Raw genomic sequence first — 22,867 nt, 5'->3', positions numbered from 1 at the left:
GCGCCGGGGAAAGCGGCATCTTCGCCCGTGCGGCGCCTCTGAAGTGTGGCTGTGACCTGGGTGTTCATCCGACTTCGCCAAGTCGAACGGCGCCGGGACGGTCTTGCCGGGACATGACGGCGCCCGGCTCCCCGCGCGGGGGAGCCGGGCGTCACGGCAGAGCCGGGCCGGGGGCGCTCAGCCCGTCAGCTGCCGGTCCAGGGCGTGCTCCAGGGGCGTCAGGGGGCGTTCGGGGCACAGCCGCTCGGGGTGCAGGGGCGCGGGGCCGGTCAGCGGTGGCCGCCGCTCGGCGAGCGGGACGGGGCCGATGAACAGCCAGCCGAAGGCGGACAGGGCTTCGTAGACGGGGTGCAGGAAGAAGACGGGGCGGGTCACGGGCGGACCATCCTTCGTTCGGCGTCGGGTCCCGGTGACCGTCACATCCGGTCCGGCCGGTGGGCATCCTCGGCCGTGCGGTGCTCACCGGCCGCCTCCAGCGCGGCCCGCCCCCGCTCTCCCAGCTCCAGCAGCAGGGCGAGTTCGACGGGCACGGTGTCCTCGCCGCGGTGCAGCATCCGGGCGGCGGCGGCCAGCGCGCCGGCCACCTGGTCGAGCCGGTCGGCGACCGGGCCCGCGTTGTGCGCCAGCAGGTCGCTGCCGGCTCCGGGGAGGGCGGCGACGGCCCGTACGACGCCTGCCAGCTCGTCGCCGGCGAGCGGCAGCAGGGCGGGGTCGACGTCGAGGAGTCCGCCCGCGACGACGGCCGCCACCACGTACGGCACGTGGCTGACGGCGGCCATGGCCAGGTCGTGTTCCTGCGGTGTCATGTCGCGGCGGACCGCGCCGCACAGGGCGGCCAGCTCGGCGACCGTCGCCAGCGCCCAGCGGGGGGTGGTGTCGTACGGGCACAGGATCCAGGGCCGGCCGGCGAACCGGGAGGCGGACGGGCCCGCCGGGCCTCCGGCCGGCAGCGGGTGGCCGGGGACGTAGCCCTTGAGGTCGCAGCCGCGCAGTTCGGCCTCGGCGGCGACGATGTCCTTGGTTCCGGCGGTGTCGGTGCAGACGTGGCCCAGGCCGCGGGCCTGGGCGTCGTGCAGGACGTCGACGACGGCGGACGGCGGGGTGGCGACGACGACGATGTCGGCGGGCGGACGGTCGGGGGTCCACGCCGTGCCCGCCCCCAGCCGCCGCGCCCTGTCGACCGCGTCCGCGTCCTGGTCGGCGAGGGCCACCTCGACCCCGGCCCCGGTGAGGGCGAGGGCGATCGAGGTGCCCGTGACACCACAGCCGATGACGACGGCGGTGCGCAGGAAGGCGGGTGTCATGTCGGCTCCTGGTGGGATGCGGGCGGGACGGCTGGTGGGGAGCGGACGCGGGGCGCGGGGCGGCCGGGCGGACGGTGCCCGTGGCGGTGACCGGGTGGGCAATGCCTGCGATGCGGATCAGTGCTCGCGGGACAGATCAGTGCTCGCGGAGCGGACCGGTGCTCGCGGAGCGGACCGGTGCTCGCCTCCTCCCTCGGCGGGCTGACCCGGGCGGGACGGCTGGTGGGGAGCGGACGCGGGGTGCGGGGGCGGCCGGGCGGACGGTGCCCGCCGCGGTCACCGGGCGGCCGGTGTCCGCGGTGCGGTTCAGTGTCCGTCTCCCTGCTCCGCGAACTGGCCCGGGTGGCGGCCCTCTCCGGCCGGGCCGCGGTAGGCCTGGGCGATGTCGAGCCAGCGTTCGGCCTCCGTGCCCTCGGCCTCGAGGGCCAGGTCGGCGCGGTGGCGGCGGCGGGTGACCAGGAGGCAGAAGTCCTCGGCCGGGCCGGTGATCCGGTCGGTGGCGTCCTCGGGGCCGAAGGCCCACAGTTCGCCGGTGGGTGAGGTCACCTCGATGCGGAACGGCTCGGCCGGCGGGGTCAGGCCGCGGGAGAGGTAGCCGAAGTCGCGGGTGAGGAAGGCGAAGAAGACCAGGTGGCGCAGGCGCCCGGTCGGTTCGCGGCGCACGCCGAGCGCGTCCGCGATGTCCTGCCCGTGGCCGAAGACCTCCATGATCCCCGCGGAGGCGAGCACGGCGGGCGGCAGCGGGTTGACCAGCCAGGGCACCACCTCGCCCTCCGGGACGGCGGCCAGCGCGTCGACGGAGGCCCGGCCCGACGCGCGGAAGCGGGCCAGCAGCTGGTCCGGCGGGAACTGGTTGAACTGGCGCAGCGCCGCGTCCACGGCCCCGTCGAAGTCGTGGGAGGCGCCGGCGGCGATCCGGGCGAAGGCCTCGGGGTCGGAGGCGGCGGTGCCGGCCAGGTGGAAGATGAAGGTCAGGTGGGCGATCTGGTCGGCGATGCGCCAGCCGGGTGCGGGTGTCGGAGTGTTCCAGGCGGCTTCGTCGAGGTCTTCGACGAGGCGGGCGGTCTCCTCGATGTCGGTCGTCAGGGCCTTCAGGACGTCGTCGATGCTGCTCATGGTCGGGGCTCCTTCGGGGTGGGTCGGTGCGGGGATGCGGGGGGTGTCCTCGTGGTGTGCGTGTGGCGGTCAGCCGCCGGCGGGTGCGGGGCGGGTGGGGCGGGCGTCGGGCAGGGGCGCGGCGAAGCGGCTTCCGGCGCGGACGGCGGCGGTCAGGGACGCCCAGGCGGCGAGCTCGACGAGTTCGCGGTCGCCGGGCCGGCCGGCCCGGAACGCGGTCACGTCCGCGTCGGTGATCTGGTACGGGGCGAGCGCGACGAGCAGGGACAGCCGTGCGGCGGGCCGCTGGTCGGGGGCGAGCCGGTCGGTGAGGGGGTCGAGCCAGGCGCGGCTCGGGCCGGGCGGTGTGCCGTCGCTGACGGCGAGTTCGGCGTGCAGCAGTTCGCGTACGGGCTCGGGGACCCAGTGTTCGGCGGACGCGTCGACGCAGGCGACGGCGCGGGCCAGGGCCCCGGCGACGGCCGGCTCGGGCCGGGCCCAGGCGAGCGCGGCGGGCAGCGGTGCCGCGGGGAGCAGGCCGAGGGAGGCTCCGGCGGTGACCGTGGTGCCGGTGTCCGGGCGCATGGCCCGTGCGACGATCCGCAGGGCCGGTCCGCGTCCGGCCCTGGGGGCCGCGGCGGGCACGGGCGAGTCGGGCAGGAACAGCCGGACCATCCGGTTGAGGTAGTGGAAGGTGACGGCGGTGGCCAGCAGTTCGGGGGCGTGCTCGGCCGCGAAGGGCGCGGGCCGCGGCGGGCCGCCGGCGGTGGTGAGGCCGCGGGCCCAGTCGGTGACGGCCGCCAGGGGCGCGGTGTCCGGCCCGGTCAGGGTCTGCAGTTTGGCTCGGTGGACGTCGACGCAGTACGCGCACTCGTTGGCCTGCGACACACCGGTGGCGACGGCCTCCTTGGCGGCTCGTCCGGCCCGGCCGTCGACGAGGAGGGTCTCGCGCAGCAGGACCCAGCAGGCGGCGAGCGTCTCGGGCGCCGGGGAGTGCAGTGCCAGCGGCGGCGCGAGGATCCCGAACTCCCGGCCGGCCCGGTCGTAGACGTCGGCCACCAGGCCCTTCGCCTCGTGCCGCGGGACCGCGGTGACGTGCCGGATCTGCTTGAGGGAGCCTTTCAGCATGGTTCTCACGAGTGGTCGCACCGCTGTCTCCTGGAATCGCGGGCCGGTTGCGTGAAGCAACCCACCGGGGAAGGGAAAGTCCTGTGAAGCAACTGACCGGTCGGCGGGAAGCGCGCCCGCCGGTGCGGGTCACACGCCGGCCGGCTGCCTGGGCTTGTTGCGCAGCAGCGGCAGGACCGCGTTCCGGCCGCTCTTGTAGCCGGTGGGCGCCGGGGCTCCGTAGCTCACGGCCACTCCCCTGCGCTGGGCCTCCGCCACGATGTGCGGGACCGCGCGTTCGGCGACGGCGGCGATGGTCATCGCCGGGTTGACGGTGAGCGCCCCGGGGATCGCGGACCCGTCGGTGACGAAGACACCGGAGTGGCCGCGCAGTTCGTTGGTGTCGTCCAGGGCCGAGGTGCGGGGGTCGTCGCCCATCCGGCAGGAGGCGAGGGGGTGCACGGTGTAGGCGCCGACCAGGTCGTTGGTCCACGGCATCACCTTGGCGAGGCCGTCCTTCTCCAGGATCTCCTTCACTTCCGCGTCGGACTGGTTCCAGCCGTGCCAGGTGTTCTTCGTGGGCCGGTAGGAGAGGTTGCCGCGGCCGAGCATCTGCTGGGAGATGCGCAGGGCGTTGCCGGTCTCCGGCGGCGGGCCGAAGACGCCCTCGTTGTCGTCCTCGATCATCGAGAAGATCGTCAGCCAGGACTTCCAGTTCTTGAGGATCTCCTTCTTCTCCCTGCCGAACCAGGTCGGCCCGGTGGCGTCGGGCACCTGGGCGAGGATGGTGCCGAGGCCCGGCGGGAAGTAGAGCTGCTCCAGCGAGTAGCGGGAGTACTCGGGCAGTGAGCCGTCCAGCTTGTCCCAGCTGGCCACGGTCGGCCCTCTGCCGATCGCGTTGGCGCCGTAGGGCAGTGCGCCGTCGCCGCGGGACAGGCCGAGGAGTTCGGCGACCTTGTCCTCGTTGAGGATGGCCGTGTTGAGCCGCTCCCCGTTGCCGGAGAAGTAGCGGCCGACCGCGTGCGGCATCGACCCGAGGTGGGCCTCGCTGCGCTGCAGGATGACCGGGGTGGCCGCGGCGCCGGCCGCCATCACGACGATCTTGGCCTCGATGACGCCGGACTCGTGGTGCACCCGGTAGTCCTGGTCGTCGACGACGTTGTAGTGGATCCGGTAGTCCCCTTCCGCGGTCCGGGTCAGGTGCTGCACCTCGTGCAGGGGCCGGATCTCGGCCCCGTGGGCGATCGCGGCCGGCAGATAGTTGACGGTGAGCGACTGCTTCGCCTCGAAGCGGCAGCCGGCCATCATGAAGTTGCAGTTGGCGCACTTGGAGTTGTCGACGGCGACGGCGAGCGGGTTGGCGGTGCGTCCGGCGTGGTTGCAGGCCGCGGCCCACAGTCCTCCGGCGTAACTGACGTCGCTCCATTCCTGCTTGCTCACCGAGAGGGATTCCTCGATCCGGTCGTACCAGGGGTCGAGGGTGTCGCGGCTGAGGGCGGCCGGCCACATCCGGCGGCCGATGCTGCCCTGGCGGTCGAAGACGAAGCGCGGGGCGCGCGGCATGGCCGCGAAGTAGACGACGCTGCCGCCGCCGACGCAGTTGCCGCCCAGCACGCTCATCCCGTCGCCGACGACGAAGTCGAAGGCCCGTGTGTAGGAGGAACCCAGCTTGTAGTCGTGCTCGAAGTCCGTGCTGCGCAGCCACGGTCCGCGTTCCAGGATGGTGACCTTCGCGCCGCCGGCGGCGAGGTGGTAGGCGGTGATGGCGCCGCCGAAGCCGCTGCCGATGACCAGGACGTCGGTCTTCTCGATCGCGTTGCTCATGCCGGGCTCCCGGTCGGGGTGGTGTCGGGGTGGAGGTCGGCCAGCTTGCGGCCGTAGCCGAAGTCCGCGAACCGCCACAGGCCGTCGGCGTCGGGGGCGGTGATGCCCATCGCCGTGAGGCCGGGGTGGCCGTCCCTGACGGCCTGCGCGGTGTGCAGGTGGGCGGCGGAGTCGAAGGCCATGTTGCAGAACAGGGAGAGCAGGACCCAGAAGTCCTTCTCCGGGTGGCCCGGGGTGGTCAGGGTCTGGATCAGCCGCACCCGGTCCTCGTAGTCGAGGGCCACGAAGGGCGGCACCGTGTCGTCCAGCTCCAGGCCGTTCTCGGCGGCGTGGGTCCTGGCGTGGCCGTTGACGAGGCCGGCCAGGTCCTCCAGGCCGTCGGCGACGCCGGTCGCGTCCCAGCGCAGGAGGTCCAGGGCGCCGGCGGCGACCGCTCCTCCGCCGGTGCCGGCGCCGGCTATCGCCCGGTCGTCGGGCCCGCGCTTCTCGCCGGGAACGATGGTGTCCGCATAGGCCTCGAGGGTGAGAGTCGCCTCGTCCCCGATGTCGACCCTGCGCTCGGGAATTCTTGCCGTTGCCTGCAACGCGTCCTCCCGGTCTCGTTGGTGGGATTCGTCTGGGGTGTGAAAAGAACGTAGAGCTGCCGAGTCTTTTCAAACAACTGACGCCGGCGGCGTTCAGCGAACGGTGAGTTGCATGAATGAACTAGGCGGAGTCGAAGCATCGCCGCCGTCGGCCCGTACAAATGGCCGTTCGATCGCTTAACGTTCTTGCCGACGTATTCCTCTTCCGTCGGACACGGGACCACCGTCCCGGAATGAAGAGGAGCCGGAACAATTCGTACCGGTCCAGGGGGGTGTCAAGGTTGGAAAGCACGGACAAGGCTCTGGAACTGCCGACGAACTTCACCCAGCGGGTCCTTATCGCGGTGTTGCGGCCGGCCGACTCCCCCCGGCTGAACGGGGTCGACCCCCTGCACGTGCAGCGCCTGGCCGATGTCCTGGCCTCGCTGCCGCCGATACTGGTCCACCGGCCGACGATGCGGATCGTCGACGGTTCGCACCGGGTGGCCGCCGCCGCCCTGAAGGGGCAGGACGCCGTCGAGGTGCACTACTTCGACGGACCCGAGAAGGACGCCTTCCTGCGCTCGGTGTCCGCGAACATCGCCCACGGGCTGCCGCTGTCGACGGCGGACCGCAAGGCCGCCGCCGAGCGCATCCTGCGCTCCCACCCGGACCTCTCCGACCGGACCGTCGCCACCTGCGCCGGCCTGGACCCCAAGACGGTCGCGGCCGTACGGCGCAGTTCAACCGTGGACTCTCCACGGTCGAACACGCGGACGGGCAGCGACGGCAGGGAGCACCCGCTGGACCGCACGCTGGAGCGGCTGCGGGCGGCGGAACTCATGACCAGCCGGCCGGAGCTGCCGCTGCGGGCCGTCGCCCAGCAGTCCGGCCTGTCCCTGGGCACCGCCCACGACGTGCGCAGACGTCTCCAGCGCGGGGAGACCCCGGTGCCGAGCCGGCGGCGCGGCAAGGCGCCGGAGGACCGGCCGGCGGACGCCGGCTCCGCCCCGGCCGCCCCCGCGGACCGGGAGCCCGCACCGGCCGAGCCCGGCCGCCCGGCGGCAGGCCGGCCGACGGCAGGCGGACGGCCGGCCACCGGCGGACGCAGCCGCACACCACTGGAGACACTGCGCAACCTCGCCGCCGACCCGTCGCTGCGCCAGTCCGAGTCCGGCCGCCACTTCCTGCGCTGGCTGCACACCCACTTCGTGGTGGACGAGGCATGGCGGCAGCAGGCGGGCGCCGTCCCCCCGCACTGCACGGCCACCGTGGCCGAACTGGCTCTGCAGTGCTCGCACACCTGGCGCAGGTTCGCCGAGGACCTGACCAGCCGCCGGCTGACCGACATGGGGCCGGCCGGCACCGTCCGGCCCGCGCCGACGTCCCGGAACTGACAGGCGCGGTATCGCCATTCTCGACCACCAGGGAGAAACGGTGACCTCCACCACGATCGAGCGTGCAGTCCACAGGGTGATCGTCGATATGCAGGCCAATCTGGGCCAGGATCTCACCATCGACGACATGGCGCGCACCGCGATGTTCAGCAAGTTCCACTTCACCCGGGTGTTCCGGGATGTGACGGGGACCTCACCGGGGCGATTTCTCTCAGCGCTCCGGCTGCAGGAGGCGAAACGCCTCCTGCTCGACACCACATTCAGCGTGGCCGACATCAGCAGTCAGGTCGGATACAGCAGCGTGGGCACGTTCAGTTCCCGCTTCAAGGCGTGTGTGGGGGTTTCTCCGAGCGTATTCAGAGAGCTCGGCGGATTCACCTCGGCCATCGACTCCGACGCGGGCCCCGAGGACGACGGCCCGCGCACCACCCTGCGCGGGCAGATCTCCCTGCCCGAGGGCCGCTTCCCCGGCCACTGCTTCGTCGGCCTCTTCCCCACACCGGTCCCGCAGGGGCAGCCGGTGCGCTGCATCGTCCTGGACGGACCCGGCGGCTTCGAGCTGCGCGACATACCCGCGGGCACCTGGTACGTGCTCGTGCACTCCGTCCCGTACGGCAGCGAGGACCTCCCGTCGGGCATCGGGGACGAGGACACCGTCTCCGTCGGCTGCTACGGGCCGGTCACCGCACACGCGGACACCCTGCTGCTGCCCGCCGAGATCACGCTGCGCCCGGTCGGGGAACTGGACCCGCCCGTACTGATGGCCCTGCTCGACCTACGGTCCAACGCACTGGAGCAGGCCGCCGGCTGACGCCCACGGAAAGTCGGCGCTGGGAGCGTTTCTCCCGGCCCGACGCTGCTCACGCGGTGTTTCGCCGGGAGGAACGCTCCCATCATGGTGCCGGAACGGGGGCCTGTGGAGACCTGGCCCGTGATGGCGCGCGCCGCGTCACTCAGCAGGAACGTCACGGTATCGGCCACCGGTGTGGCGTCGGAGGTGTCCCAGCCGAGCGGGGCCCGCTCCGGCCAGGAAGGGAATACGGCTACGACCGGGCTCTCCACCAGGTGCTCCGGCTTCCGCAGCCGACGGCCCGGAAAACAGGGTGCGGTCGGCTGAGCTGGGGTGCTAGGCAAGCGATGTGACAGAGAGTCTTGAGTATTCCGCCCTGCTGCGACTGATCGACGAGCGGTCGGCCGCGTTCCGGAGTGCGGTTGCCGCCGCGCCCGGCCTTGACGCGCCGGTGCCGTCCTGCCCCGAGTGGACGTTGTCCGATCTGGTGCGGCACCTGGGTACGGGCCAGCGCTGGTGGGCCGCGATCGTCGCCGCGGGCCCGGCCGATGCTCCGCCGGTCAAGGATGCCGCGGAGGTGCCGCGCGAACTCGAGGCGCTGCTGGCCTGGTACGCCGAGTCGAACGAGCTGCTGCTGAGCGCGCTGCGCGAGGCCGGCCCGGAGCGCGAGTGCTGGACGTGGTGGGGCGCCGGCGTGTCGCCGGCGAACGCCTGGGGCGTTGCCCGGCGCCGGGTGCACGAGGTGCTGGTGCACACCTACGACGCCCAGCTCGCCGCAGGCGCCGTGCAGCCGATGCCGGCGGACGTCGCGATCGACGGCGTGGCCGAGTTCCTCGACACCTGCAACTCCACCCCGGCGGCCTGGCCGCACGAGGCCGCCACCATCCACTACCACGCCACCGAGGGCCGCTCCTGGCTCCTCGCGCTGGACGGCACCGGCGCCTGGCCCGCACCCCTCACGGACGACGCCGCGCCCGCCTCCGCTTCGGCCACGGGCACGGCCGAGCAGCTGCTCCTCTTCGTCTGGGGCCGCCTCACGCCGAGCGACCTGAGGATCGAGGGCGACCAGCAGGTGTTCGAGCGGCTGATCGCCTGGGAGCCCGAGGAGTAGCCGGTCGAGCGGCGGTCATGGACCACGACTGTCTCCGCCGGCGACGAACACATGTCCCGCCCGTCTTCCACGGCGAGTCAGCGACATCAAAACTCACCAGGTGACACGACCGGACGGCCGCCTGACGCACGAGCGCCCCGCCGGTGGGTTCCGTCCGGCGGGGCACTCGCTCGAGGTCCTCCACTGCTGAGCAGCGTTCGGCGATGGACGTCACCGACGCGACACACCGCCGGGCTGAGCGGTCCCGGTGGACGGCCGCGCCGACCACGGCGGACGGAGCCCGGGACGGTGCGACGGAGAGCGCTCGCCCCTTCCGTGTGCGTCAGCCGGCCTCGCGGACCGTCATCGGCAGCCCGCCGCGCATCCGCAGCGACATCATCGGTTCCGGTACGCCCCGGTGCCCCGGTACGACGTCCAGGTCCAGGTCCCGGGTGACCAGCGCGGTGACGAAGACGGCCTCCATCATCCCGAGGCCGCTGCCCACGCAGAACCGGGGCCCCGCGCCGAAGGGGATGTAGGCGTACCGGGGGCGGTTGGCGGCCCGTGCCGCGTCGAAGCGGCCCGGGTCGAACCGTTCGGGGTCGTCCCACAGGTCCGGGTGGCGGTGCAGGGTGTAGGGGCAGACCAGGACGTCGGCCCCGGCCGGGACCGGGAAGCCGCCCACCTCGTCGGCCCGCTGTGCGATGCGCGGCAGGATCCACACCGGCGGGTACAGGCGCATGGCCTCCTGGATCACCTGCGTGGTGTACGTCAGCTTGTGCAGGTCGTCGGCGTCCGGCATACGGCCGTCGGCCAGGACGGCGCGGGCCTCGTCCCGCAGCAGGTCGCGCACGTGCGGATGGCGCGCCAGCAGGAGCAGGGTCCAGCCCAGGGTGCTCGCCGTGGTCTCGTGCCCGGCCAGCAGCAGGGTGACGAGTTCCTCGCGCAGCAGCCGGCGGCCCACGGCGGGGTCGTCGTGCCGGCGTGCGGCCAGGATCATCCGGGCGAACGCGTCGTCACCGGGAGCGGCCTCGTCCAGCCGGGAGGCGCGGTCGGCGACCAGTTCGTCGACGGTCCGGGTCAGGTCCCGGCGGGCCCTGCGGAACCGCCGCTGGGTGGCCAGCGGCACCCAGGTCGGCACCAGTCCTTGCGTCACCATGTCGAACATCGCCTGGTCCTGGACCGCCTCGAAGGCGTGGGCGATGCCGCCGTGACCGTCCAGGGACGTGTCCATGAGGGTGCGGCCCAGCACTCCGAGGGTCAGCCCGGTGAGCTCCTTGAGCACGTCGACGGGTCCCTGTCCGGCCCGGGTGCGCAGCAGGGCGACCAGCGCGGCCGCCTCCTCGGCGACCGCTCCCGCCTGTTCGGTGATGCGCCGGGGCCGGAACGCGGGCTGGACGTTGGTGCGCTGGGCGCGCCACAGCTCGCCCTCGCTGGTGAGCAGCCCGTCTCCGAGGATCTTGCGGGACTCCACCAGGCCGATGCCCTTGTGGTAGTTGGCGGCGTTGTCGGCCAGGACGTGTTTGGCGTAGTCGGGCCGGTTGAAGATGTACATCTTCTTCGGCCCCATGGCGACCCGCACGGCGTCGGACAGCCGGGCGGCGTCCCGCATCATGCCGAGCCGGTCCACGGCGAGCTTGCGCAGCAGTCCGGGCAGGGCCCACACCGGCGGGCCCGGGGGGTGCACGCTCATGTCACACCTCCGGTGCCTGGTCGGAGAGCTGCCGGAAGCGGCCCCCGTGGAACACCAGCGGCTCGCGCTCCGGCGCCTGGTCCAGGGCGAGCACGCGGCCCAGGAAGACCGCGTGGTCGCCACCGTCGTACGTCCGCCAGCTCGCGCACTCGAAGTGGGCCGCCGCCCCCGCGATCAGGGGGGCGGCGCTCCGGTGTCCCGGCAGCCAGCCGACGGCGTCGAACTGCCGTGCGCCGGCGGGCCGCGAGCGGCTGGCGAAGTACCGGGCCACGTCCTCCTGGTCCGCGGCCAGCACCGACACGGCGAACGTGTCGGCCTCGGCGAGGCTCCGGTACATGCCGGCGTCCCTGCCGACGCACAGCAGTACGAGCGCCGGGTCGAGGGAGACGGAGGTGAACGAGTTGGCGGTCATGCCCCGCGGGGAGGCGCCGCCGACCGTCACCACGGTCACCCCGGTGGCGAACGCCCCGAAGGCCCGCCGCAGCCGTGTGGCGTCGCCCGCGGAGGCGGTCCACGGCGGTGCGGCGGTCAGGGTGCTCATGCGGTCCGTCCCGTCAGGGAGGCGGGCCGCGCGCCGTACGGCTGCAGCGCGCGGGCCAGGGCCTCCGGGATGAGGGAGGGCACCGTGTTGGTGTTCGGACCGCGCATGCAGGCGATGCGCTGGCGGCCGCGGGCCACCAGGACCTCGGCGCCGCCGGTGACCTTGATGTAGTCGAAGCCGAACTCGAGCTGGGTCTGGCCCAGTTCGGACAGGCGCATCCGGATGGACAGCTCGTCGAACGCGGTGATCTCGGCGAAGAACTCGCAGTCCACCTTCAGCGTGAACAGCTTGAGGTCGTCCTGCAGGTCCGCCAGGATCTCCGGGGCCTTGTCCTGGAGGAACATCTCCCGGCAACGCCCCTGCCAGCGCAGGTAGTTGACGTAGTAGACATTGCCGACGAGGTTGGTCTCCTCGAAGCCGACGGTGTGCCGGTACTCGAAGTAGTCTTCCGCCATGGTCTAGGGCCGCCCTTCGGTTCGGTCCGTGTCGTGCACGAGGAAGGCGAAGACCGCGGGCTCCAGGGCGTCGCGCAGCGCGGTGACGAAGGTGGCGATGCGGATGCCGCCGACGGCGAACTCCACCCACGCCTCCTTGCGTCCGGGCAGCACGGTCAGCGGCGCCCCCGCCATGATCCCGGCCTTCTGGAGGCACTCGACGGCGCTCCACACCCGCGTGGCGGCGGTGTCGGGCGCCTCACCGGTCTCCTTGGCGACCAGCCGCGCCACCGGGGCGTGCTCGCCGAGCAGCCCCTGCCATTCGGCCTCCGAGCGCATGCTGACCGCTTCGATGTCGCAGGCCACCTCCGATGCGGAGACGGCGCTGAGGGTCACCCCGAGCCCGTGTGCCGCGGACATCGACAGGTGCCGGTCCGCCGGGAGTTCGGGGCGTCCGTCGGGCCGGTGGCTGACCGTCACCGGGGTGCCCAGGGCACGGGCCGCCGCGTCCGCGGTGAAACCGCGGCGCTGGGTCACCGAGCCGGCGGGCTGTCCGCCGTGCGGTTCGACGGCGACCGCGATCCGGGCGTCCAGGACGTCCTCGAGCGTGCGCTCCAGGTACGGGCCGAGCAGGGGCGCGACCCAGGGTCCTGCCCCGTCGGTCCGGCGCACGGCGTGCAGGGTCAGTCCCTCCCAGCGCTCGACGACGGTGCCGTCCTCGTCCCGTACGGCGATGTCGTAGACGTAGGTGTTGCCGTCCCGGCTGCGTTCGACGGCCGTGTACCTCAGCCGCTCCGGCACGTGGTCGCCGGAGCCGAGCGGGTGGATCCGCTCGACGCCGGACGGCAGCAGGGTGGCGTCGGGCACGCAGACCTGGTTGCCGTGCATGAGCGCGTCGCGCATGCCCGGGTCGGCCAGCAGCAGTTGCCCCGGCAGGAATCCGGCGAACCAGCCCTCGGGCCGGCGCCGCACGTCGACGTCGGCGTCGACGTGCCGGGCCGCGGCCCGGTGGAAGCGGCGCAGCCGCTGGAAGCGCGCTCCCTGGAAGAGCAGCCCGCCGTACAGGTCGGCGGCCGGGTCGAGCGGGACCGGCACGGTGCCCTCGGGCACCTGCTCGGGCGGCCCGTCGGGGGCCTGGGCGCCGCCGAAGACGAGCCGGGCCCGGAAGTGCTCGGCCACGAAGCCGGTGTCCTCGGCGTGCACGGCGACGTCGACGGTGTCGCGGCCGGTGACGGTGGCGGCGACGCGGATCCTGGTGCTGCCGTCCGGCGGCACGACGATGGGCCGCAGGAACTTCGCACCTTCGATGACGGGGGTGCCGTCCCAGCCGGTCGCGGCGGTCGCGACCTGTGTCATCGCCTCCATGCCCATGACGGCGGGCAGCAGCAGGTTGCCGTCGAGCAGGTGGTCGGCCAGGTAGGGGTCGGTGCCCGCGTTCAGCTCCACCTCGGTGACGAGTTCGACGCCGTGGTAGCGCACCAGCGGGTTGCCGGTGAACCGCAGCAGCGGCAGCGGCGGCAGGTCGCGGCGTACGGTCTCGATGCCCTCGGTGCGGCCGCTGACGACTGTGACCACGGGCGCGTCCGGGTCGGAGATCAGGCGCAGCAGGATCTCCACGCCCTGGTCGGGTGAGACGGGCGTGATGCCCTCGCGGGAGAGCGACTCGACGACGGAGAGCTTCTCGCCCATGCCGACGCCGGACCACACCGACCACTCCACGCACCTCGCGCGCAGCTGCGGATGGGTGCGGGCGGTCTCCTCGGTGAGGTCCGCCAGCCACTCGTTGGCGGTGGCGTAGTGGGCCTCGCCGCGCAGTCCGGCCCGGCCGATGATGCTGCCGAAGGAGACCAGCAGCTTCAGCCCGCCGGCCCCCACCGCGTCGAGGACGGTGCGCAGGCCGTCGACCTTCGGGGCGAAGGTGCGGCGGAAGTCCCGCGCGTCCAGCTCGGTCAGGGGGGCCGGTTCGTTGCGGCCGGCTCCGTGCAGTACGCCGGTGATCTTCCCCAGCGCCTTCTCCAGTTCGGCGACGGCCGCCGCGGTCCGCTCGGGGTCGGTGACGTCGGCGCGGGCGTAGTGCACGCCGACGCCGCTGTCGGCCATCCGCGCCAGGTTCTCGGCGAGTTCGGTGTCGGCGGCCGGGTCCGACCGGCCGAGCACGGCCAGCTTCGCCCCGGTCCTCCGGGCGACGGCCAGGGCGCACTCGGCGGAGATGCCCTTGCCGCCGCCGGTCACCAGCAGTACGTCGGTGGCGCCGAGCGGGAGGTCGGTGTTCTCCTGCTCGACCGGCAGGGCCCGCAGGGTCGGCACGCGCCGCACCCCGGCCGTGTCGTAGTGGGCCTCGCTGAACCGGGCGGTCGCGCGGACCTCGGTGACGACACGTGCCACCGCGTCGGCGTTCAGCGGGGTCTGGACGATCGTGGTGCGCAGGTGCGGGGCCTCCTGGTGCAGGGTCTTGGCCAGGCCCGCGGCGCCGCGTCCGTCCTGCACCAGGACGAACCGCCGCTCCCGTGCTCCGGCCAGGGCGTTCCTGGCGGCGGCGAGCACCTCGTCCACCTGCTGCGGGGGGCAGCCCCGGGGCAGGACGGCGAGGACGCCGGCGCCGGTGCCGGCGCCTTCCAGCGCCTTCTTCAGGTCCTGGCAGAAGGTCTGCTCGGCGGTGCCGAACAGTTCCCACACGCCGTCCGCCTCGGCGGCGCCGGCCGGCGGCGCGGCCACCTCCGCCAGGTCCACGGCGAACGGCCGCGCCCAGGGTGCGGCGCCCGTCACCGTGGCGGCGACGGTGGTGTCCTCGGCCGCCGTGGCGCCGGTGCTGACCAGGGTGTCCAGGGCCTCGGCGAGTTCGGTGAGGCTGGCGGTGGCGAAGTTGGTCGACAGCTGGGTCGGCGCGATCCCGAGGCGGGTCGCCGCGAGGTTGACGATCTGGCCGACGGTGATGGAGCTCAGGTGCAGGTCGTCCAGGAGCCGGCTGTCGGGGTCGACGAGTTCGGCCGGGAGTTCGGCGCGTTCGGCGACCAGGGCGCGCAGTACGTCCAGCGCCGGTTCCCGCTCCGCGGCCGTCTCCTCGACGGCGGGGGACGCCCCGCCCGTGGAGGCCGCGGGCACGGCGGCCGGAGGTTCCTGGACGGCGGGCGTACGGACCGGTGCGGCGGACGTGCCGGCCGGTGCCGCGGTCGCACCGGCCGGGACCTGTGCGGGCGCCGGGCGCGGCGCGCGGACGGCGGGCGGGCCGTCGTGGGGCGCCTGCTCGCACGGGCTGGCGAGGAAGGAGAACTCCTGGCCCACCTTCAGCGGCCGGATCAGCCGGTCCCGGAAGAGGCCCTCGAGCGCGACGGGCGCGCCCGCGACGAACGCGGCGCCCGCGACGCCCAGGAGGCCGCGCAGCGACTCGTCGTCGGTGTCCAGCGCGACGGCCGGTACGTCCGTGGCCGCCCGCGCGATGCCGCTGAGCACCCGGCCCGGGCCGACCTCGACGAACAGGTCGACGTGCCGGGCCGCCTCGCGCACCGCCTGGGTGAAGCGGACGGGAGCGGTGATCTGACGGCTCAGCAGCGCGGGGACGTCGGTGTCCCGGTCCAGTTCGCCGCCGGTGACGGTGGAGACGACCCTGCCGTGGACCTGTCCGAGGTCCGCCCCGGCCAGCCAGGTGCCGAACGACTCGGCCGCCGGGGCGACCAGGGGCGAGTGGAAGGCGTGGGAGACGGCGAGCCGGGTGCAGCCCACGCCGGCCTCACCGGCCCGGCGCTCGACGTCACCGACCGCCTCGACGGTGCCGGCGACCACGGTCTGCTCGGGGCCGTTGTATCCGGCGACGACCACGTCGAGGCCGGCGACGAGCTCCTCCGCCCGCTCGGGGGAGGCCTGCAGGGAGGCCATGGTGCCCGAGGCGCTGTGCCGGGCCATGGCCCCGCCCCGCACCCGCGCCGCCTCCAGCAGCGTCCGCTCGTCGAAGGCTCCCGCCCAGTGCAGGGCCGAGAGCTCGCCGAGGCTGTGCCCGACGGCGACGGCCGCCTCCAGGCGCAGCGTGTCGAGGACACGCAGTCCGGCGGCGGAGCCGGTGGCGATGCGCGGCTGGGCCACGTCGGTGGCGACCATGTCGCCGGTGCTCGGCAGACCGGCCCGCTCGAAGACGTCGGCGGCCTGCGCGAAACGGCGGCGCAGCGCGCCTCCGCCGGTGCCCTTGCCGGAGCCCTGCCCCGGGAAGAGGAACCCGATCCGGGCGGGTCCGGTGACCTTGCCCAGGAAGCCGCGCGCGTCGGCGGCGGTGTGGGTGCTCTCGCCGTTCTCCAGCAGGCCGGCCAGGTGCCGCAGGCGTCGCTCGGCGTCCTCCGGGGAGGAGACGACGACGGCCGCGCGGTGCGTCCTGCCCCGCAGTTCGCGCTGGAGGGTGGCGGCCAGGTCGGCGACCTGGCCGTAGGAGACCCGGGCGACGAAGTCGGCGACCTCGGTGATCCGGGTGCGCAGCTGCCGGGGCGACTCGGCGTCGAGGACGAGCAGTTCGCAGTCCTGCGGGGAGTCCGCCAGTTCGACGGGCCGGCGGTGCGCCGGCGGCCGGCGCCGGACGGCGGGTTCGTCGAGGACCACGTGCGTGTTGATGCCGCCGAAGCCCATGGCGGTGATGCCGGCCCGGCGCGGCACGCCCTCGGGCCAGGGTTCCGCCTTGCGCAGCGCCTTGAGGTTGGCCTGTTCGCCGGTGAGTACGGCGTGCGGGTCGACGGTGCCGATCGACGGCGGGACGGTGTGGTTGTCGAGGGCCAGGGCGGCCTTGATCAGGCCCGCGACGCCGGCGGCGGCCTTGGTGTGGCCGATCATGCCCTTGACCGAGGTGATGGCGGCGACGGGGACGTCCGGTCCGGCCGCGGCGCGTTCCTCGGTGAGCGCGGTGAGCTCGGTGGTGTCGCCGACGGGGGTCCCGGTGCCGTGGCCCTCGAAGAGGCGGACCGTCTCGATGCCGAAGCCGGCCCGTTCGTAGGCGCGCCGCAGGGCCAGCCGGTAGCCGCTGACCTCGGGGCGGGTGATCCCGCCCTGTCCGTCCGAGGAGACGCCCCAGCCCGCGATGGTCGCGTAGACGCGGTGGCCCGCCGCGAGGGCGTCCTCCTCGCGCATCAGGACGACGATCCCGCAGCCCTCCCCCGGCCAGAAGCCGTTGGAGCCGCGGTCGTAGAGCCTCATCTCGCCCTTGGCGAGGGCGCCCGTCTTCGCGAAGCCGATGATCTCGAACGGGTCGATCGACAGGTCCACGCCGCCGGCGACGCCGACGTCGATGTCGCCGGAGAGGAGCGCGGTGCCGGCCGTGGTGACCGACAGCAGGGAGGAGGAGCACGCCCCGTCGACGGTGTACCCGCCGCCGCCCAGGTCGAAGTGGTTGCAGATGCGGCCCGCGATGGTGTTGGCGAGCCCGCCGGCGAGCGAGTCCTCGTCGACGGCCGGGAACGGCTCCTTGTACGAGGTCTCGACCTCGGCGAGGAAGTCCGCGATGCGGGCGTCGTCCCAGCCGTCCTGCCCGGCGAGGGCGGAGGCCATCACGCGCCGTACGTAGGGCCAGCGCAGCCGCATGACGTTCGCACGGGAGAACTCGCCGGTGAGCGTGTTGCCCACCACCACTCCGGTGCGTTCGCGCGGCAGTCCCTCGCCGCCGGGGAACCCGGCGTCGGCCAGGGCCCGTCCGGCGGTGTCGAGGGCGAGCCAGTGCGTCATGTCCGTCGAGCGGAAGGTGCTGCCCGCGATGCGGTGGGCGACCCGGTCGAACGCGTAGCCCTCGATGACGGCTGCGTTGCGCGCGTAGAAGGTGTCGGGGGTGGACGGGTCGGCGTCCCAGTAGTCGTCCAGGTTCATCCGGACGTCGGGCAGCCGGCGGAAGGCCCGCCGTCCGGCGACGGCGTTGTCCCACAGTTCCCGGGGCGAGTTCGCGTCGGGGTAGCGGCACGCTATGCCGACGATGGCGATTCTGCTGCTCATGCGGTCACCGGCACCTTCCGCGTCGACGCCGGGTCCGCGGGCGGGCAGGCGCAGGCGTCCGCCGGGCAGTCGCAGGCCGGCTCGGCGACGGCGTTCGGGTCCGTGGTCCGCCCGGTCGCGTCGTCCCGGTCCACGGCCTGTTCGACGGCGGCCAGCGCCAGGGCCTCCTCGGCACGCCGCTTGGCCACGATGTCCGCGGTCCACAGGAAGGCGCCCCGGATGGCGCAGACGAGCGCGGTGGCGAAGAAGAGGCCGTAGGCCACGCTCATCGCGGTCAGGACGCCGTACATGGCGGCGACTCCGCCGCCGAAGGCGATCTGGCCCCACTTGGAGGACGGGGTCGTGCCGGGGTCCGTGATCATGTAGTTGGTGAAGAGCACGAACGCGACACCGGTCATCATCGCCAGGGCCGCCGGGATGGAGGTGCCGAACACCAGGCCGCGTACGACGGCCTGGAGGGCGAAGCCGCCGACCCAGGCGAGGATGAGCCACATGCGCTCGGTGAGCTTGGCGTTGAGCATCGTGCCGAGGGTGATGATGATCGCCGGGACGAGCCAGTCGAAGCCGCCGTCGAGGTACTCGGTGAACTGGTACGGCGGTGCGATGGAGGCCCACGGGAACAGCAGCAGGATGACGGCGATCCCGAAGTTCGATGGGTTCATGACATGTCGCATACGGCCCTTGAGCGGGGCCCTGAGCACCCACTTGGTGCCGACGGCGACGATGACGCCGAAGAGCATGACCCAGATGACGTCGTTGACGTAGGAGAGCATGTTCACCGCGAGCGCGGTGATGTGGGCCGGGAGCAGGAACTCCATCAGGCCCTTGAGGCCGTTGCCCTGGAAGCGGGGGGCGCGGCCCTCGGCCCGGGCGCCGATCGCCTCCAGGGCGATCTCCAGCGAGTAGGCGACGGCCAGGGCGATGAAGGGCCAGGTCCAGGGCTGCTCGAAGCCGAGCACGGTGTAGCCGAAGACGTTGAGCACGGAGATCGAGATGGCGAATCTCCGCAGCGCCGTGACGACCTTCGTGCTGTGGCGCGGGGTGGCGGTCTGGGACGGGGACATGATCACTTCTCCTTGGCCTGGGTGCCGAGCTCGAAGCCGTGCCGGCCGGGCTCCAGCCGCAGCTTCTGCTCGTGGACGTCGCCGTTGCGGTCGCGCCAGGTCAGCACGGTGGGCAGCGGTCCCTGGACGCCCTTGCCCAGGCCGATGTGCACGTCGGTGCTGCGCTTGCCGGAGTGGCCGCCCCCGCCGTCGAGACGGGCGACGCGCATGGTGCCGTCGGGCAGTTCGACACAGACCTCGGCGCCGACCACGGGCGCGCCGTCGGGGTGGGTCAGCTCCAGCTCCATGGAGGAACCGGCGTTCTCGCTGACGTTGCGGAAGAAGGCCGGCTCGTCCCACTGGCGGGCGACGGCCATGTCGAGGCGGCCGTCGCCGTCCACGTCGGCGGTGGCGATGCCGCGGGTCGGGACGGGCTCGCCGATGCCGAGCTCCTGGGACAGGTTGGCGTACCGGCCGCTCTCCTGGTCCTTGGCGAAGAACCGCATCCGCTGGCTGCCGGCCAGGTCGTCGCCGACCTCGACGTTGGGCCACCACTGCGGGTTGGCGACCAGGGCGTCGTTGGCGGTGGCCAGCTCCTGCAGCTGCGGCCAGCGGTTGTGCTTGCCCTTGACGAAGCCGAGGGCCTGGGTGATCTCCAGGTTCCCGTCGTTGTCGAAGTCGCCCATCTTCACGTCCCAGCCCCAGCCGGACCAGGCGAGCCCGAGGGGGGCGGACTCGTCCTCGTAGGGGGCGTCGCCCTCCAGGAAGCTGCCCCGCAGCTCGGCCTTGCTGTCGGCCCGGTTGACGAAGGCGAAGTTGGACTCCTGGATGCCGAACGACGTCGTGATGTTGCTGACGAACATGTCGAACAGGCCGTCGTGGTTCAGGTCGCCGAAGTCGACACCCATGCCCTTGAACGAACTGCGGCCCAGCTCCTTGGACTTGGGGACGGTGCCGGAGTGCTCGGCCTTGACCTCGCGGAACTCGATCTCACCGGGGCGGGAGACGTTGTGCAGCAGGGCCGAGGTGCCGAAGTCGTGGGCGAGGTACACCTCCGGCAGCCGGTCGCCGTCGAGGTCGGCGGCCGAGACGCCCAGCGACCAGCCCTTGTCCAGGCCCTGCGGGATGGCGTCGTCGGTCTTCTCGTACCCGTCCGGCGTCCAGCGGAAGAAGTGACCGCCGCCGCCGTTGCGGGCCTGCGAGAGGGAGTCGTTCATGGTGACGCCGCCGTCCTTGGAGGGGTCCAGGACGGGGCTGTCGGGGAAGTAGTTGCCGACGTAGATGTCGTCGTGGCCGTCACCGTCGAAGTCGGCGACGGCGGCGGTGTTGGAGTTCCACAGCGGCCCGGTGTACTTCGCGCCGGGCTTGCCGGGCAGCAGCTCGGTGGGCCGGAAGGAGTCCGCCGTCAGCGGCGCGCCCTTGGCGCCCTCGTTCTCGAAGATGACGGGGGTGCGGCCCCAGTAGTAGACGAGGAGGTCCATCGCGCCGTCCTCGTTGTAGTCGCCGGGCACACAGCCCATCGGCGCCATGGTCGTGCTGACGCCGAGCGGCGCCGGGTCGAGCGCGAAGGCCGCGTAGGCGTCCCCCCGTGTCGGCGCGGGGGTGACCACCGCCTGGTCGATGCGCGGGTCGCTGACGCACAGGTCGTTCGGCAGCCCGTCGCGGTCGAGGTCGTTGAGGGCGATGCCCGCGCCGACCGAGGAGATCCACGCGTCGATGTGCTTGAAGGCCTTGTTGACCTTACGGACCTCCTGCTTCTCGAATCCGGCAGGCATGGATATGGACATCGGCTCGAATGCGAAGTTCTTCGCGAGTGCGTCGACCTCGGAGGCCGACGACTCGGGAAGCCGTACCGCGTAGAAAGTTCCCACCATCAGCGCGAGGGCGACAATTCCCGGTGAATTCCTGCGCACCCAGTTCTTCGTGACCGTCACAGGTCGGCACCTTTCCGGAGCAGCGAAAGAGAAGAAAGTTCGGCGGAGACGTCACGCCGCCATGTCTCGTAGGCCGGGGAGGCGGCCCGCGGGTCTGCCGTACGCGGTCTGAGGTCCCGGCACACACGGGCGGCCCGCTCGGCCGTCGTGTCGCACACGACGCGGGCCGCGAGGTGGGTGTGCTCGATGACGGTGTCCGCCTTGATGCGCGCCTCGACGGCGAACGCGGAGCCCTGCGCCAGCGCCCAGCGGTGTTCGCCGGCCCCCTCGGCGAAGCTCCGCAGCTCGGCCTCGTCCACCCCGCCCGCGTAGGTGCAGGCGAGTCCGGCGCCCGCGTACAGGTCGCCGTGGCGGTGCTCGGGGTAGGCGCGGATCAGGCCGGTGACGACCTCGGGGTCGGTGCCCCCGACGAACCACAGGGCGCGGCCGATGCCCTGGTCGATGGCGTTCGGCGTGTAGTGGTTGTGTCCGCCGCGCCAGCGGAAGGGGTGCTGGACCTCGGGCGTGCGGACGTAGGAGTCCGTCTTGAAGTACGCCTGGTGGAAGCCGTATCCGTCCAGGGCCAGCCAGCGCAGCAGGGGGTCGGTGGCGCTGATGTCGGGCCACAGCGGCTTGGGCAGCCGCGCCATCGCCCAGCCGATGCCGACGTAGATCATGTAGTCGTGGTGCCGCCCCTGGCCCGCCAGCAGACCGGCCAGGCGGCCGCTGTGGCCCGGGAGCGCGTCGTGGACCACGGCGCCCATGCCCGCGCCCTCGTAGGCGAAGCCCCGCACGTCCCGGGGGACGGTCTCCAGCATCGCCTCGGTCTCGTCGGCCGAGGCCGCCTCCATCGCGTAGGCGTAGCCCTGGAGGAATGTCTCGCCTATTCTCTCCAGCCGTGCCTTGGCTTCCTCGTTCTTCACGTGAAATCCACGCACCTCCATGGTCGTTTCCGAAACAGGAGGTGTGAACAGCTTGCGTCGAATAGCTCCAAACCCAGTGGCCACGGTGATGACCCGCCCCTCTCAGCTCCCTGGAATTTCGCCAGCAAATCAAATTGAGCCAGGGGGCGGGACCGCACGTCTACTTCATATGTGCTCAACGGAGGAGAAGGCGGCGAGCCGTTCACGCACCCCCGCGCGCCAGCCCTCGTAGGCGGGTGCGGTGGCGCTGCGGACGGCGGCCGGGGCGCAGTCGTCGGCGAGCAGGGCGGCGGCCTCGGCGGACAGTCCGGTGAACGCCTCGACGGCGGCCTCGGTGTGCGCGGGCACGAACCCCGCGTGATGGCGGGCCTTCGCGGCGAACACCGACCCCTGCGCCAGGTGCCCGCGGTCGGAGCCCGCCTCCTCGCGCAGCAGGGCCAGTTCGGCCGGAGTGCTCCCGCCGGCGAAGGTCGCGGCGAGACCGACGCCGCTCCACAGGTCCGCCTGCCGGTCCCCGGCGAACGCCCGGACGGCCGCGGTGACGTGCCCGGCGTGCCCGCCGTGGATGAACCACAGGGCACGGCCGACCCCCTGGTCGAAGGCGCGGCGCCAGTAGGCGGGGTCGCCCTCCCAGGCGTACGGGTCGTCCAGCCGCTGGCGGGTCACCCAGGTGTCGGTGTCGAAGTAGGCGCGGTCGAAGCCGTAGCCGTCGACGCACAGCCAGCTCATCTGCGGGTAGTACGCGGGCCCGGACAGATCGGGGACGAGCTTCTTCCACAGGGGGCGCGGCAGCTTGGCCATGGCGAAGCCGATGCCGATGTAGTTCAGGAAGATGTGCGGCCTGCCGCCGCCGGTGAGCAGGTCGCGGGTGCGGTGGCCGGAGCGGCCCATCGTGTCGCGGATGGCGCACGCCATGGTGGCGCCCTCGTAGGCGAAGCCCCGCTGCTCGGGGTCGACCAGGCTCAGGCGGCGTTCGGTGGTCGCGAGGTCGCGGTCCTCGATGCCCCATTCGAAGCCGGTGACGACGGCCTGCGGAACGGCCTCGAGCCTCCGGGCCCGCTCGTCGTCCCGTACCGCGAAACCCCGGCCGGAGAAGCTCACCTCCTCCAGCGACGGGGCCATGACCAGCCTGCGCAGAGCTCCCAGTACGGGCATGTGCGTGCCTCCTCCTACGAGCGCCGCCCCGTTCCGGCGG

General features: G+C 73.0%; 17 protein-coding genes. 3 read left to right on the top strand and 14 right to left on the bottom strand.

Annotated features, from left to right (window positions below; genetic code table 11):
• Positions 1-177: 177 nt before the first annotated feature.
• The 6 genes from ACFV5H_RS15570 to ACFV5H_RS15545 all read right to left on the bottom strand — a co-directional run bounded on the left by ACFV5H_RS15570 (position 178) and on the right by ACFV5H_RS15545 (position 5,914).
• The gene (locus ACFV5H_RS15570; RefSeq protein WP_073936186.1) at positions 178-375 is read right to left on the bottom strand and encodes a DUF6059 family protein; all 198 of its coding nucleotides are present in this window, start codon (positions 373-375) and stop codon (positions 178-180) included.
• Positions 376-416: 41 nt separating this feature from the next.
• The gene (locus ACFV5H_RS15565) at positions 417-1,304 is read right to left on the bottom strand and encodes a prephenate dehydrogenase/arogenate dehydrogenase family protein (protein ID WP_385046415.1); all 888 of its coding nucleotides are present in this window, start codon (positions 1,302-1,304) and stop codon (positions 417-419) included.
• 306 nt (positions 1,305-1,610) lie between these two features.
• The gene (locus ACFV5H_RS15560) at positions 1,611-2,420 is read right to left on the bottom strand and encodes a TIGR03084 family metal-binding protein (protein ID WP_385046413.1); all 810 of its coding nucleotides are present in this window, start codon (positions 2,418-2,420) and stop codon (positions 1,611-1,613) included.
• A gap of 69 nt (positions 2,421-2,489) precedes the next feature.
• Positions 2,490-3,527, bottom strand: a complete 1,038-nt coding sequence (locus tag ACFV5H_RS15555) for a carboxymuconolactone decarboxylase family protein (RefSeq protein WP_385046410.1) — start codon at positions 3,525-3,527, stop codon at positions 2,490-2,492.
• A gap of 129 nt (positions 3,528-3,656) precedes the next feature.
• On the bottom strand, positions 3,657-5,330 hold the full coding sequence (locus ACFV5H_RS15550) for an FAD-dependent oxidoreductase (protein ID WP_385046407.1): 1,674 nt from the start codon (positions 5,328-5,330) through the stop codon (positions 3,657-3,659).
• Positions 5,327-5,914, bottom strand: coding sequence for a DUF5987 family protein (locus ACFV5H_RS15545; RefSeq protein ID WP_385046404.1), 588 nt, complete (start codon positions 5,912-5,914; stop codon positions 5,327-5,329). The genes ACFV5H_RS15550 and ACFV5H_RS15545 overlap by 4 nt, the downstream gene beginning before the upstream one ends.
• A gap of 281 nt (positions 5,915-6,195) precedes the next feature.
• Between ACFV5H_RS15545 and ACFV5H_RS15540 the strand changes: the two genes are divergently transcribed.
• From ACFV5H_RS15540 to ACFV5H_RS15530, 3 genes are all read left to right on the top strand, one after another.
• Positions 6,196-7,290, top strand: a complete 1,095-nt coding sequence (locus ACFV5H_RS15540) for a transcriptional regulator (protein WP_385195119.1) — start codon at positions 6,196-6,198, stop codon at positions 7,288-7,290.
• 88 nt (positions 7,291-7,378) lie between these two features.
• A complete protein-coding gene (locus tag ACFV5H_RS15535; RefSeq protein ID WP_385195149.1) occupies positions 7,379-8,101 on the top strand; it encodes a helix-turn-helix transcriptional regulator in 723 nt (240 codons plus the stop codon).
• Positions 8,102-8,429: 328 nt separating this feature from the next.
• Entirely contained in the window at positions 8,430-9,191 is a 762-nt protein-coding gene (locus ACFV5H_RS15530; protein ID WP_385195117.1) for a maleylpyruvate isomerase family mycothiol-dependent enzyme, read from the top strand.
• A gap of 322 nt (positions 9,192-9,513) precedes the next feature.
• Here the strand turns inward: ACFV5H_RS15530 and ACFV5H_RS15525 are convergent, their stop codons facing one another.
• The 8 genes from ACFV5H_RS15525 to ACFV5H_RS15490 all read right to left on the bottom strand — a co-directional run bounded on the left by ACFV5H_RS15525 (position 9,514) and on the right by ACFV5H_RS15490 (position 22,827).
• Positions 9,514-10,863 carry a cytochrome P450 gene (locus ACFV5H_RS15525; RefSeq protein ID WP_385195114.1) on the bottom strand — a complete coding sequence of 450 codons (1,350 nt, stop codon included), beginning with the start codon at positions 10,861-10,863 and terminating at the stop codon, positions 9,514-9,516.
• Position 10,864: 1 nt separating this feature from the next.
• The gene (locus tag ACFV5H_RS15520) at positions 10,865-11,404 is read right to left on the bottom strand and encodes a flavin reductase family protein (protein ID WP_385046374.1); all 540 of its coding nucleotides are present in this window, start codon (positions 11,402-11,404) and stop codon (positions 10,865-10,867) included.
• Positions 11,401-11,859: a thioesterase family protein gene (locus ACFV5H_RS15515; RefSeq protein WP_073937998.1), complete on the bottom strand. Its 459-nt coding sequence runs from the start codon at positions 11,857-11,859 to the stop codon at positions 11,401-11,403. The genes ACFV5H_RS15520 and ACFV5H_RS15515 overlap by 4 nt, the downstream gene beginning before the upstream one ends.
• A 3-nt stretch (positions 11,860-11,862) precedes the next feature.
• Positions 11,863-17,793, bottom strand: a complete 5,931-nt coding sequence (locus ACFV5H_RS15510) for an SDR family NAD(P)-dependent oxidoreductase (RefSeq protein ID WP_385195111.1) — start codon at positions 17,791-17,793, stop codon at positions 11,863-11,865.
• Positions 17,790-18,857, bottom strand: a complete 1,068-nt coding sequence (locus ACFV5H_RS15505; protein WP_385046368.1) for an enediyne biosynthesis protein — start codon at positions 18,855-18,857, stop codon at positions 17,790-17,792. Before ACFV5H_RS15505 ends, ACFV5H_RS15510 begins: the two co-directional genes overlap by 4 nt.
• 2 nt (positions 18,858-18,859) lie before the next feature.
• Entirely contained in the window at positions 18,860-20,710 is a 1,851-nt protein-coding gene (locus ACFV5H_RS15500) for a CRTAC1 family protein (protein WP_385046551.1), read from the bottom strand.
• Between the two features lie 56 nt (positions 20,711-20,766).
• Positions 20,767-21,756 (bottom strand): DUF1702 family protein, encoded by a 990-nt coding sequence (locus tag ACFV5H_RS15495; protein WP_385046365.1) that lies wholly within the window; start codon positions 21,754-21,756, stop codon positions 20,767-20,769.
• 81 nt (positions 21,757-21,837) lie between these two features.
• Positions 21,838-22,827 carry a DUF1702 family protein gene (locus ACFV5H_RS15490; RefSeq protein WP_385046362.1) on the bottom strand — a complete coding sequence of 330 codons (990 nt, stop codon included), beginning with the start codon at positions 22,825-22,827 and terminating at the stop codon, positions 21,838-21,840.
• Positions 22,828-22,867: the final 40 nt, after the last annotated feature.

This window comes from Streptomyces sp. NPDC059787, from assembly GCF_042732315.1.
Classification (GTDB): domain Bacteria; phylum Actinomycetota; class Actinomycetes; order Streptomycetales; family Streptomycetaceae; genus Streptomyces; species Streptomyces atrovirens.
Note: the sequence above shows the minus strand (reverse complement) of the source record. Positions and strands in the feature narration are given on the sequence as shown.

Excerpts from the sequence above, each read along its gene's own strand:
- ACFV5H_RS15565 (WP_385046415.1), bottom strand. The coding sequence starts at position 1,304 with ATGACACCCGCCTTCCTGCGCACCGCCGTCGTCATCGGCTGTGGTGTC.
- ACFV5H_RS15560 (WP_385046413.1), bottom strand. The coding sequence starts at position 2,420 with ATGAGCAGCATCGACGACGTCCTGAAGGCCCTGACGACCGACATCGAG.
- ACFV5H_RS15555 (WP_385046410.1), bottom strand. The coding sequence starts at position 3,527 with ATGCTGAAAGGCTCCCTCAAGCAGATCCGGCACGTCACCGCGGTCCCG.
- ACFV5H_RS15550 (WP_385046407.1), bottom strand. The coding sequence starts at position 5,330 with ATGAGCAACGCGATCGAGAAGACCGACGTCCTGGTCATCGGCAGCGGC.
- ACFV5H_RS15535 (WP_385195149.1), top strand. The coding sequence starts at position 7,379 with ATGCAGGCCAATCTGGGCCAGGATCTCACCATCGACGACATGGCGCGC.
- ACFV5H_RS15525 (WP_385195114.1), bottom strand. The coding sequence starts at position 10,863 with ATGAGCGTGCACCCCCCGGGCCCGCCGGTGTGGGCCCTGCCCGGACTG.
- ACFV5H_RS15520 (WP_385046374.1), bottom strand. The coding sequence starts at position 11,404 with ATGAGCACCCTGACCGCCGCACCGCCGTGGACCGCCTCCGCGGGCGAC.
- ACFV5H_RS15515 (WP_073937998.1), bottom strand. The coding sequence starts at position 11,859 with ATGGCGGAAGACTACTTCGAGTACCGGCACACCGTCGGCTTCGAGGAG.
- ACFV5H_RS15510 (WP_385195111.1), bottom strand. The coding sequence starts at position 17,793 with ATGAGCAGCAGAATCGCCATCGTCGGCATAGCGTGCCGCTACCCCGAC.
- ACFV5H_RS15505 (WP_385046368.1), bottom strand. The coding sequence starts at position 18,857 with ATGTCCCCGTCCCAGACCGCCACCCCGCGCCACAGCACGAAGGTCGTC.
- ACFV5H_RS15500 (WP_385046551.1), bottom strand. The coding sequence starts at position 20,710 with ATGGTGGGAACTTTCTACGCGGTACGGCTTCCCGAGTCGTCGGCCTCC.
- ACFV5H_RS15490 (WP_385046362.1), bottom strand. The coding sequence starts at position 22,827 with ATGCCCGTACTGGGAGCTCTGCGCAGGCTGGTCATGGCCCCGTCGCTG.